This is a genomic window from Terribacillus sp. FSL K6-0262 (assembly GCF_037977385.1).
GTDB lineage: Bacteria > Bacillota > Bacilli > Bacillales > Amphibacillaceae > Terribacillus.
This window is the reverse complement of the sequence record NZ_CP150277.1, coordinates 212713-224074: the sequence shown is the minus strand read 5'-3', so window position 1 is coordinate 224074 and position 11362 is coordinate 212713. Positions and strand designations below refer to the sequence as shown.

Sequence of the window (11362 nt, the reverse complement as noted above, 5' to 3'; positions counted from 1 at the left end):
GAAGAACAATATGAGCTTTTTTCAGAAATTGAAAAACAGATTCTCCAACACGAACAATGAAACAGAAGAAAAAACACCCGAAAAATACAAGGAAGGTCTCAAGAAGACACGTACCTCCTTCTCCGACCGGATGAATAATCTGATGGCGCGCTATCGGAAAGTGGATGAGGACTTCTTCGAGGAATTAGAAGAGGTCTTGATCGCCTCCGATGTCGGTGTGAACACCGTGATGGATTTGGTCGATGAGCTACGGATGGAAGCAAAGCGCCGGAATATCAAGGACAGCAGTCAATTGAAGGACGTCATCTCGGAAAAACTGGTGGAAATCTACCAGGGGGACGAAGAGGAACAGCCGCAGAAACTGACCGTCAACGAGGATGGCCTTACGATTTACTTATTTGTCGGTGTCAACGGTGTCGGAAAGACGACCAGCATCGGTAAGCTGGCATATAAGCTCAAGCAGGAAGGCAAGAAAGTCGTCATGGCGGCGGGGGATACATTCAGAGCCGGTGCGATCGAACAGCTGCAAGTATGGGGAGAGCGTACAGGTGTCGAAGTGATCCGCCATAATGCCGGAAGTGATCCGGCAGCCGTCATCTATGATGGCATCAAGGCGGCGCAAGCACGCGGTGCGGATGTCCTTCTTTGTGATACTGCCGGCCGATTGCAGAATAAAGTGAATCTGATGAATGAGCTGAACAAAGTGCATCGCGTCATCGAACGCGAGGTACCAGGTGCGCCGCATGAAGTATTGCTTGTCCTTGATGCGACTACGGGACAGAATGCACTCGCACAGGCGAAGACATTCCAGGAGACGGCAAAGGTATCCGGTATCGTGCTGTCCAAGCTGGATGGGACAGCCAAGGGTGGTATTGTCCTGGCCATCCGTAATGAGATGCAGATTCCAGTCAAGTTCGTCGGGCTTGGTGAACAGATGGAGGACTTGCAGGAATTCGATCCGAATGCCTTCGTATACGGCTTGTTCGCCGACTTGATGCAGGATGAGGAGCAGGCAGAGTAGCAGTTTCTTGACAGCTGCACGCTCATTTGGCTACAATTTTTGTAAAGGCATTTCACTTAACAAGGGGTGCGGCGCATGTTGGAGAAAACGACTCGTATGAATTATTTATTCGATTTTTATCAGGCACTGCTTACGCCGAAGCAGCGCAGTTATATGGAAATGTATTATTTAGAGGATCTGTCATTGGGGGAGATTGCCGAATCATTCGATGTATCCCGCCAGGCAGTCTATGATAATATCAGGCGCACCGAAGCGATGATCGAAAGCTACGAGAAAAAGCTGCATCTGTATGATCGCTTCAAGGAGAGAAGCGCACTGCTGGATGAATTGGAAGGAACAGTTGATGCCAATGACCAGTCTGGTGCAAAAGATCTCATCCAAAAGATAAAAGAATTAGATTAGGAGGTCGATTCCATGGCATTTGAAGGATTAGCCGACCGACTGCAGAGCACGATCCAAAAAATACGCGGGCGCGGTAAAGTCACTGAACAAGATGTAAAAGAAATGACTCGGGAAGTACGGCTTGCGCTTTTGGAAGCGGACGTCAACTTCAAGGTTGTCAAGCAGCTGATCAATAAAATCAAGGAACGGGCTGTCGGTCAGGAAGTGATGGAGAGCCTTACACCTGGTCAGCAGGTCATCAAGGTTGTCCAGGAGGAGCTGACACAGCTCATGGGCGGCGAGCAGAGCAAGATCGCGGTTGCCGATAGGCCGCCGACTGTCATCATGATGGTCGGATTGCAGGGTGCAGGTAAAACGACCACGACAGGGAAACTGGCGAACCTGCTGCGCAAAAAGCATAACCGGAACCCATTGCTCGTTGCAGCGGACGTCTACCGTCCGGCTGCCATCGATCAGCTGGAGACACTTGGCAGACAGCTGAATCTGCCGGTATTCTCCATGGGTACGGATGCGAATCCAGTCGATATTGCCAACGAGGCAATCAAGAAAGCGAAAGAAGAACATCATGATTATGTCATCATCGATACAGCCGGCCGTCTGCACGTAGATGAAAAGCTGATGGATGAACTGATACAGATCAAGACGGATGTGAACCCGGCGGAAATCTTCCTCGTCGTCGATGCGATGACAGGTCAGGACGCCGTGAACGTAGCCGAAAGCTTCGATGAGCAACTGGACATTTCCGGGGTTGTTTTGACCAAGCTTGATGGTGATACACGAGGCGGGGCCGCTTTATCCATCCGGGCTGTCACCGGGAAACCGATCAAGTTCGTCGGTATGGGCGAGCGGACAGATCAGCTGGAGGCCTTCCATCCAGAACGGATGGCGTCCCGTATCCTTGGTATGGGGGATGTCCTGTCCCTGATCGAGAAAGCCCAGGAAAATGTGGACGAAAAGCAGGCGCGCGAATTGGAAGAGAAAATGCGCAGCATGAGCTTTACATTCGATGATTTCCTCGAGCAGATGAGCCAGGTGAAAAAGATGGGGCCGCTTGATGATTTATTGAGCATGCTCCCGGGCGCAGGCAAAATGAAGAATATGAAGAACGTCCAGCTGGATGAGAAGCAGCTCGTGCATGTGGAGGCCATCATCCAATCGATGACGCGCAAGGAGCGGCAGGAGCCGTCCTTGATCAATGCCAGCCGCAAGAAACGGATTGCCAAAGGCTCCGGGCGCAGTGTTTCCGAAGTCAATCGTCTGCTGAAACAATTCGAGGATATGAAGAAAATGATGAAGCAAATGACGAACATGCAAAAGGGCAAAAAAGGGCGCGGAATGAAATTTCCTTTTATGTAATGTAAAAACCCTTTACAGTGATTATTTAATCTGATACAATCATATCTTGTGAGAAACATTATTTTGGAGGTGCAACAACATGGCAGTTAAAATTCGTCTAAAACGTATGGGTTCCAAAAGAAACCCTTTCTATCGTGTCGTAGTTGCTGATTCTCGTTCTCCTCGTGACGGACGTATTATCGAGCAAATCGGAACATATAATCCTACAGTCAACCCGGCTGAGGTTAAAATGGATGAAGCGAAAGCACTCGACTGGATGGCTAAAGGTGCGAAGCCAAGCGACACAGTTCGCAACCTTTTCTCTAACGAAGGTATTTTGAAAAAGTTCCACGAATCAAAAAACCAGAAGTAAAGGGCTGATCGATTCTGAAAGCACTCATTGAAGCGATGGTTGCTCCGCTTGTTGATTTTCCCGAGCAGATCGTCGTGCACCAAAGGGAAGAACAGCATAAGGTCATCTATCAGCTTCAAGTGCATGAATCTGATATTGGCAAGGTGATCGGTAAGGACGGCCGCAATGCACGTGCCCTGCGTACAGTGCTGCGCGCCGCATCCGACAATCACGATAAACGCATTTATCTGGACATATTGTAAAAGGGAGAGGGAAACCTTTCCCTTTTTTACCATGTCAAAAAAGCTTTGTCAGCAGAAAGCCAGGTGACCGATGAAGATAATCAGAAGCTTGCGCGTCGATGAAGTAATCACCGAATCCAGCAAAGCAGCCATAAGGGAACGTCTTCAAAGATCGGCGCATCAACTTGACCAAGAGTGTCAACAGCTGTTGTTCGAGAAACGAAAACTTGAAAAGAAACAAGGTGTATCCAAGCAGGATGTACACAGACGTTTCCAAGCAGAAATCCAAAAGCGCAAGGAAAAAGCGTCTTCGATCGCTTTCCAGCTGACGCAGCTGGATGTGCTGCCGATCGGCAGTGAAATCATGATCCAAGAGGTTGAAGCTCTTGTTGAAGTTGAAGTAGGCATGAAGTGGGACGAGCTTACAACGCAGAAAATCGTCATCCAAGATGGCATTGTCATCCGGATCGAATAATGAAGGTGATATACAATGGAAATGAAGATGTTTAATGTAGGAAAAGTCGTCAATACCCATGGCATAGCAGGAGAGGTCAGGGTCGTTCGGATCACCGATTTTGATGAACGCTTCGCGCCTGGGGAAGAACTGTACTGGTTCCAGGATGAGGACAGCAAACCGCAAAAGCTGATTGTGAATACGCATAGACAGCATAAATCATTCGATTTGCTTACTTTCCAAGGGTATACCTCCATCAATCAAGTGGAAGGATTGAAAGGCGGCATCCTGAAAGTGCGCGAGGATCAGCTTGGTGAATTGGAAGAAAATGAGTTTTATTATCATGAGATCATCGGCTGTACAGTGGAGACAGTCGAAGGCGAGGAGCTTGGCAAGGTGAAAGAAATCCTGTCCCCTGGCGCAAATGATGTATGGGTTGTGCAGCGTCCGAAACAGAAAGATTTGCTGGTGCCGTATATCGAGCCGGTCGTCAAGCAAATCGATGTCGATGGCAAGCGCATCGTGATCGAACCGATGGAAGGATTGCTGGATCTATGAAAATTGACATTCTGACACTATTTCCGGAGATGTTCGACGGCGTGCTGCAGCACTCCATCCTGAAACGGGCCCAAGACCTCGGGGCCTTTCAGCCGAATCTTGTGAATTTCCGGGAATTCACGACCAACAAGCATAAAAAAGTCGATGATTATCCATACGGCGGCGGAGCTGGCATGGTCTTGGCCCCCCAGCCGATATTCGATGCAATAGAGCATGTGACCGAAGGATCAGCCAAGCCCCGTGTCATACTCATGTGCCCGCAGGGTGAGCCGTATAACCAAAAGAAGGCTGAGGAACTTGCGAAAGAGGAGCATCTCATTTTCATTTGCGGTCATTATGAAGGATATGATGAACGCATTCGCGAGAATCTCGTGACGGACGAAATTTCCATCGGGGACTATGTCCTGACAGGAGGGGAAATCGGTGCCATGGCAGTGATCGACAGTGTCGTCCGGCTCCTGCCGGATGTACTGGGCAATGCTTCATCTGCCCCGGAAGACTCTTTCTCCACCGGTCTCCTGGAGCACCCCCATTATACCCGGCCAGCCGATTTCCGAGGCATGCAGGTGCCTGAGGTCCTCACTTCGGGTGATCATGGCAAAATCGAGGCTTGGCGCCGGGAGCAATCGCTGTACCGGACAGCTACGAGAAGACCCGATCTCCTTGTCGACGCAGAACTTACCGATAAAGAGCGGGAATTAGTGAAAAAGTGGCAAAAAGATTAAATAATGCTTTGAATTCAAGATGCAAATATGATATATTTAATGCTGTGCTTACAAAGGTGAGTGCCATATTACGATGTTCCGCTGTCGTGTTTTTGCGAGAATGAGCATTGGTGAGAAGGAGTTGAATAGAATGCAGGATCTAATTCATGACATTACAAAAGAACAGCTTCGCGCTGATCATCCTGAATTCCGTGCCGGAGATACGGTCAAAGTTCACGCTAAAGTAGTAGAGGGTACACGTGAGCGTATCCAGGTATTCGAAGGTGTCGTTATCAAACGTCAAAACGGTGGAATTTCAGAGACTTTCACTGTACGTAAGATTTCCTCTGGTGTCGGTGTGGAACGTACTTTCCCGCTTCACAGCCCGCGCTTGGAAAAAATCGAAGTCAGCCGCCGTGGTAAAGTGCGTCGTGCGAAACTTTATTACCTACGTAAACTTCGCGGAAAAGCTGCTCGTATCAAAGAAATCCGCTAAGTACCAGAAAAGAGAGCTTGCTTCGTCAAGCTCTTTTTTTGCTATATAGACGAAATAGATTCACTAAACAATTGGAGGCTTATAGATGGCCAAACAGAAAAATGAGTGGCTGGATTGGCTGAAGGCTTTGATCATTGCCGTAATAATTGCAGTGGTCGTTCGGATGTTCCTGTTTGCTCCGATTGTAGTCGACGGACCTTCCATGCAGCCAACCTTGCATGATAATGATTTCATGATTGTGAATAAGCTCAGCTATCGCTTCGGTGATCCAGAACGGAAGGACATCATTGTCTTTCATGCGACTGAATCGAAGGATTATATCAAACGTGTCATCGGTGTGCCGGGAGATCATGTAGAGATGATCGATGATACATTGTATATCAACGGAGAGGTCGTGGATGAGCCTTATTTGGACAGTGAGAAAGCCTCACTTACGGATGGCGGTAATTTGACGAATGATTTCACGCTTGAAGATTTGCCGGGCAATTACGAGGAGATTCCGGAAGGCTATGTACTCGTACTCGGGGATAATCGCAGAAATTCAACCGATAGCAGATACATCGGCTTGATACCGGAAGATAAGATTGTCGGTAAAGTACAGCTGACGTTCTGGCCGCTGGATCGCATCGGTCTTACAAAATAGGAGGAACATATTCTCGTGACGATTCAATGGTTTCCCGGCCATATGGCCAAAGCTAGAAGAGAAGTGGAAGAAAAACTGAAGCTCGTGGACTTTGTCATCGAGCTGGTGGATGCAAGGGCGCCGGAAGCATCACAGAATCCGATGCTTCGCAAGGTGCTTGGCAGCAAACCGAAAATGGTTGTACTCATGAAAAAGGACTTGGCGGATAAATCGGCTACCGATGCCTGGATCCGTCATTATGAGGAACAAGGAACGCCGGCTCTCGCAGTCAATGCAGATGAAAAAGGCGACATCCAGCATGTCATTCAGCGCGCACACGATATGCACGCTGCCAAACGGGAAAAATGGAAGCGTAAAGGTGTCCAGAATCCGCCGCCGGGCAGGGCGATGATCATTGGTATTCCGAATGTGGGGAAATCGACGCTCATCAACCGTCTGGCAAGTAAAAAAATAGCCAAGACAGGCGATCGCCCAGGTGTCACTACCCAGCAGCAATGGATCAAAGTAAAGAAAGACTTCGAGCTGCTTGATACACCGGGTATTCTCTGGCCGAAATTCGAGGATCCGCAGGTTGGTCTTGTCCTGGCTGCCATTGGAACGATCAAGGACCAGATTCTGCCGATGGAAGAAGTGGCGACCTTCATCCTTGGTTATTTGAAAGAGCATTATCCGGCTCAATTGGCAGAAAGATATGCAATCGAGGATATTTCCATGGATACAGTCGATATGTTCACGCATATCGGGCGATTCAGAGGTGCGCTGGAAGCTGGCGGCGTCATCAATTATGAAAAGACTTATGAAATCATCATTCGTGATCTCCGCAGCAAACGGATTGCGAATGTGACTTTCGAAAAGCCAGAAGCGGAATGAAAGGACGGACATACATATTTCTTTATGTATGTCTTTATTTTTTTTGTGCATGACCGATAAATAGAGAAAAGGGAGATTGTTCATGAAAGATGTATTGACGATCCAGCAGATCCGTAATCATTTACAGGATGGTACATATTCAGAGGAAATGCTCTCCTCCTGGCAAGAGGATCATCGTGCAGGTGTCAAAAAGCTGATGGATGCGCATAGACGAAAAGCGGAGAAGGAAAGGGAACTTCGCGAACGATACAATCGGATGTGCAGTTTTGAAAACGACTGTTATGAGCAAGGAAAACAGTATATCGCAGGTATAGACGAAGCTGGCAGGGGACCGCTTGCAGGCCCTGTCGTTGCTGCTGCCGTGATTTTGCCCAAAGATGCTTACATAGCCGGATTGAATGACTCCAAACAGCTGAGCGAGCTGAAGCGGGAAGCATTATATGATCAAATCATGGATACGTGCATCTCCTATGGTGTGGGGATCGTGGACAGCCGAAGGATCGATGAAGTAAATATCTATCAAGCTGCCAAACAAGCAATGCTGGAAGCGGCAGCGGAACTAAAATGCCAGCCGGACCATGTACTTGTGGATGCCATGCCGCTTGCAGAATTGCCTTGTACCCATGAATCGCTTATCAAGGGGGATCAGCGGAGTGTCTCCATTGCAGCTGCAAGCATCATTGCCAAAGTGACACGGGACCGTTTGATGAAAGAGGCTGATGAACAATATCCAGGCTATGGATTCAAGGAAAACATGGGATATGGGACAAAGCAGCATCTGGAGGCATTGCAAAAGCAGGGTATTACACCCTTGCATCGATTGAGTTTTGCACCTGTAAAAGAACTTTCCCGCGCTTAAGAAGGAAGGGGTATCATGCATCATTTATCCATTCAAAGGCCGTGTCACCTGCCGCCTGCAACCCACCCGCAGCAGGAGAAAAGCTTTCAGCAGGGTGAGGTCGTTACCGGCAGGATAAATAAGTTTTTCCCGGACAATAAAGCGCTGCTGCAAATCGGCGCCAAGCAAGTCATAGCAGAATTGCAGACTTCTTTATCCGCAGGCGGCACTTACTGGTTTGAAGTGAAGAAGGGCGGCGATCGCCCTCTATTGCAGGTCCTGCCCCAGGTTCCAGGAAAGGAAAACGGCGTTCCGCAATTGATAGAGCTTACCGGCAATAAGCCGAATAAAATGAATAGCACCTTTGTCGAAGGCTTATTGAAGCAGCAGACGCCGTTTACTATGCCGCAGCTGAAACAAGCCCTCCAGCTTCTGCAGCAGCCGCACTCGCAGCCATTGCAGGCAAGGCAGGATGCGCTGCAGCTGATGATGAATCGGAAGCTGCCTTTGACGGGAAATATTTTGCAGGCAATCGCGGCTCGTCAGACTTGGGATATGACAGCTTCCCTGAATCAGCTGAACGATAACCTGACTGCTGAAAATGACGGGGCTATGCCGCTCAGACAAATACTGGGCAAGCTTTCACCTGCCGGACCAGCAGTCCATGAGGCGCATTTGATTCAACAGATCATCCAGGAAGCAAAGGCGGGCAAACAGGATTTGTACCTGGCCATCCGTCCCTCTTTTCCATCCAATGCCCCATCGTTTGAAGCATGGCAGAAAGAATGGCTGGCATTCGAAAAGCAGTTGTCGGATACCCGGAATATGCAGCACAAACCTGCAATGGGGACGGCTAGGCTGGCGGCTGCATCCCCATATGCTTCTGTCATGGATGGTTTCCTGACGGAGCTGCAACGTGCCGGGAAGCATACTGCAGCAGCCCGGGATGGCTTGCAGACTGTGCTGGCGACAGTACGGCAGCTGCTCGCCATGTTTCCTGACCGTGCGCTGCCGGACGATGTTGTGTTAAGCCTGCGCAATTCCTTGGAAGCTTTCCAATCGGTTTCCTTGGTTCAAGGCATATCCAGCCAGCTGCAAAAAGGCCAAATGGGCAACGGGCAGTTATTGGCAAAGACAACAGAATTGCTGCATCTGCTGCAAGCTTCGAGCATGAATGAGCAGAGCAAGGATGGAGCCTTTTTCAAACAGCTGCTGCAGGATATATTCCGGCAAGTGGGATATGCATTCGAACATGATATAAAAGAAGCGAAAACTGCCGAATTGCCACTGAAAGGCTTGCTGCTGCAGCACGCAGCGCATAGTGCCGAAAGAGCTGAGCTATCTGCTCCGCTTCTACAGCAAATCACCGGAAGCCAGCTGCTTCAAGTGCATGATGATAAGCAGATGACCTATATCCAGCTTCAGCTGCCTGGAGCGCCTTTTGGATTCGATAAAGATCTGCTGATGGAACTTGAGGGGAGAAAAGAAGAAGATGGAAAACTATCCTCCGACCATTGCAGGATTTTGTTTTATTTGCATTTACCAATTTTGAACGACATGGCAGTCGATATGTATGTACAGAAAAAAACAGTCAGCCTGCATATTTATACAGCCGATGGGCAAGCGGAACGAGTGATGCGTCCGCTGCAGCACAAGCTGAAATCCGCCCTTGAGGCAAGCGGCTATCATCTGTCTTCCGTTAAATATACAATCAGCGGCGCTGATGTCAAGGAATCCGAACGTATCAGTACAGGTCCGGCGGCTGGATCATCCGAACAGAAAGGTGTCGATTATCGTATATGACAGATAGAAGGAACATGCGCCAAGCAGCTGCCTTGAAATATGATGCAGCCAAACGGCGGGCACCTGTCCTCACTGCAAGCGGAAAAGGTTTGACAGCAGAGGCCATCATAAAACGCGCCAGGGATAACGGGGTGCCGATCCAGCAAGATCCGGCATTGGTCGGCCTATTGTCGGAGCTGGAAGTAAACGAAATGATTCCGGCCGATCTTTATGAAGCGGTAGCCGAGGTCTTCGCTTTCATTTATCAGGCAGACAAGCAGGCGGGAAAATAAGCGTCCGGATTTCCGGGCGCTTATTCCATAAATTCTCTTATGAAAGCATTTTCATGCATTTTCACAGAAAACGGCACCTTCTTCCTGATCCCTTGTTATAAGTTTTATGTAGATTCTGTCTTTTCTATAGTTTTTGGTAGACTTTTGCAGAAGTAATCGTTTACAATGGTCTTGCACGGAATCTGACGGGGAGGGTACAGAATGAATATTCATGAGTATCAAGGCAAAGAGGTTTTGCGTGAATTTGGTGTGTCTGTTCCTGCTGGTAAAGTGGCATTCAGTGTCGAGGAAGCAGTGGAAGCGGCTGAAAGCCTGGGCACAAATGTATGCGTTGTCAAAGCGCAGATCCACGCCGGCGGACGCGGAAAAGCAGGCGGCGTAAAAGTCGCGAAAAGCTTGGATGAGGTTCGTACATATGCGGAGGAAATCCTAGGCAAGACGCTTGTTACGCATCAGACAGGCCCGGAAGGAAAAGAAGTGAAGCGGCTCCTCATCGAAGAGGGCTGTGATATCCAGAAAGAATATTATATCGGTCTTGTTCTCGACCGCAGCACATCCCGGGTCGTGATGATGGCCTCAGAAGAAGGCGGTACAGAGATCGAGGAGGTTGCAGCAGAGACACCGGAAAAGATTTTCCGGGAAACGATCGACCCTGTTGTCGGTTTGACTGGCTATCAAGCCAGAAGATTGGCATTTGCCATTAATATTCCGCCAGAATCACTGAACAAAGCTGTCGGGTTCATGATGAGCCTGTATCAGGCTTTCGTTGAGAAGGATTGTTCCATTGCTGAAATCAATCCGCTTGTAACCACTGGCGATGGTCAAGTACTCGCACTGGATGCGAAGCTGAATTTTGATGAAAATGCATTGTACAGACATAAAGATATCGTCGCATTGCGCGATTTGGATGAAGAAGATGAAAAGGAAATCGAGGCCTCCAAGCATGACTTGAGTTATATTTCCCTCGATGGGAATATCGGCTGCATGGTTAACGGAGCGGGCCTTGCCATGGCTACGATGGACATCATCAAGCATTACGGCGGGGATCCGGCGAACTTCCTTGATGTTGGGGGCGGTGCTACGACAGAGAAAGTAACCGAAGCCTTCAAAATCATTCTTGCCGATCAGAATGTAAAAGGCATCTTGGTGAATATTTTCGGAGGTATCATGAAATGCGACGTCATCGCTGAAGGCGTCATTGAGGCGTCCCGTCAAGTCGGATTGGATATTCCGCTTGTCGTGCGCTTGGAAGGGACGAATGTGGAGCAGGGCAAGAAGCTTCTTGATGAGTCCGGATTGAATATCACTTCAGCAGCGTCCATGGCAGATGCAGCAGAGAAAATCGTCGCACTTGTAAACTAACGGGGGAGGC

At 48.9% G+C, this 11362-nt stretch carries 15 protein-coding genes; all 15 read left to right on the top strand.

Annotation, left to right across the window (positions count from 1 at the left end):
• The first annotated feature begins 10 nt into the window (after positions 1–10).
• The gene (ftsY, locus tag MHI54_RS01115; protein ID WP_095214673.1) at positions 11–1021 is read left to right on the top strand and encodes a signal recognition particle-docking protein FtsY; all 1011 of its coding nucleotides are present in this window, start codon (positions 11–13) and stop codon (positions 1019–1021) included.
• Positions 1022–1096: 75 nt separating this feature from the next.
• Positions 1097–1423 carry a putative DNA-binding protein gene (locus MHI54_RS01110; protein WP_340082137.1) on the top strand — a complete coding sequence of 109 codons (327 nt, stop codon included), beginning with the start codon at positions 1097–1099 and terminating at the stop codon, positions 1421–1423.
• Positions 1424–1435: 12 nt separating this feature from the next.
• Entirely contained in the window at positions 1436–2779 is a 1344-nt protein-coding gene (gene ffh, locus MHI54_RS01105; RefSeq protein ID WP_340082136.1) for a signal recognition particle protein, read from the top strand.
• Positions 2780–2858: 79 nt separating this feature from the next.
• Positions 2859–3131: a 30S ribosomal protein S16 gene (rpsP, locus tag MHI54_RS01100; RefSeq protein ID WP_095214676.1), complete on the top strand. Its 273-nt coding sequence runs from the start codon at positions 2859–2861 to the stop codon at positions 3129–3131.
• A gap of 11 nt (positions 3132–3142) precedes the next feature.
• Positions 3143–3373 (top strand): KH domain-containing protein, encoded by a 231-nt coding sequence (locus MHI54_RS01095; RefSeq protein ID WP_340082980.1) that lies wholly within the window; start codon positions 3143–3145, stop codon positions 3371–3373.
• 70 nt (positions 3374–3443) lie between these two features.
• The gene (locus MHI54_RS01090) at positions 3444–3827 is read left to right on the top strand and encodes a YlqD family protein (RefSeq protein WP_095214678.1); all 384 of its coding nucleotides are present in this window, start codon (positions 3444–3446) and stop codon (positions 3825–3827) included.
• A gap of 15 nt (positions 3828–3842) precedes the next feature.
• Positions 3843–4364, top strand: a complete 522-nt coding sequence (gene rimM, locus MHI54_RS01085; protein ID WP_340082135.1) for a ribosome maturation factor RimM — start codon at positions 3843–3845, stop codon at positions 4362–4364.
• Positions 4361–5089, top strand: a complete 729-nt coding sequence (trmD, locus tag MHI54_RS01080; RefSeq protein WP_095214680.1) for a tRNA (guanosine(37)-N1)-methyltransferase TrmD — start codon at positions 4361–4363, stop codon at positions 5087–5089. Before rimM ends, trmD begins: the two co-directional genes overlap by 4 nt.
• Before the next feature lie 130 nt (positions 5090–5219).
• The gene (gene rplS / locus MHI54_RS01075; protein WP_095214681.1) at positions 5220–5564 is read left to right on the top strand and encodes a 50S ribosomal protein L19; all 345 of its coding nucleotides are present in this window, start codon (positions 5220–5222) and stop codon (positions 5562–5564) included.
• An 85-nt stretch (positions 5565–5649) separates the two neighbouring features.
• On the top strand, positions 5650–6207 hold the full coding sequence (gene lepB / locus MHI54_RS01070) for a signal peptidase I (RefSeq protein WP_095214682.1): 558 nt from the start codon (positions 5650–5652) through the stop codon (positions 6205–6207).
• Positions 6208–6222: 15 nt separating this feature from the next.
• Entirely contained in the window at positions 6223–7077 is an 855-nt protein-coding gene (gene ylqF, locus MHI54_RS01065) for a ribosome biogenesis GTPase YlqF (RefSeq protein ID WP_095214683.1), read from the top strand.
• Positions 7078–7159: 82 nt separating this feature from the next.
• A complete protein-coding gene (locus MHI54_RS01060; protein ID WP_095214684.1) occupies positions 7160–7936 on the top strand; it encodes a ribonuclease HII in 777 nt (258 codons plus the stop codon).
• Between the two features lie 15 nt (positions 7937–7951).
• On the top strand, positions 7952–9718 hold the full coding sequence (locus MHI54_RS01055; RefSeq protein ID WP_340082134.1) for a hypothetical protein: 1767 nt from the start codon (positions 7952–7954) through the stop codon (positions 9716–9718).
• Complete coding sequence (locus tag MHI54_RS01050) at positions 9715–9990, top strand: EscU/YscU/HrcU family type III secretion system export apparatus switch protein (RefSeq protein ID WP_095214686.1); 276 nt, start codon at positions 9715–9717, stop codon at positions 9988–9990. The genes MHI54_RS01055 and MHI54_RS01050 overlap by 4 nt, the downstream gene beginning before the upstream one ends.
• Before the next feature lie 201 nt (positions 9991–10191).
• Positions 10192–11352 (top strand): ADP-forming succinate--CoA ligase subunit beta, encoded by a 1161-nt coding sequence (sucC, locus tag MHI54_RS01045; protein ID WP_095214687.1) that lies wholly within the window; start codon positions 10192–10194, stop codon positions 11350–11352.
• The last annotated feature ends 10 nt before the right edge of the window (positions 11353–11362 follow it).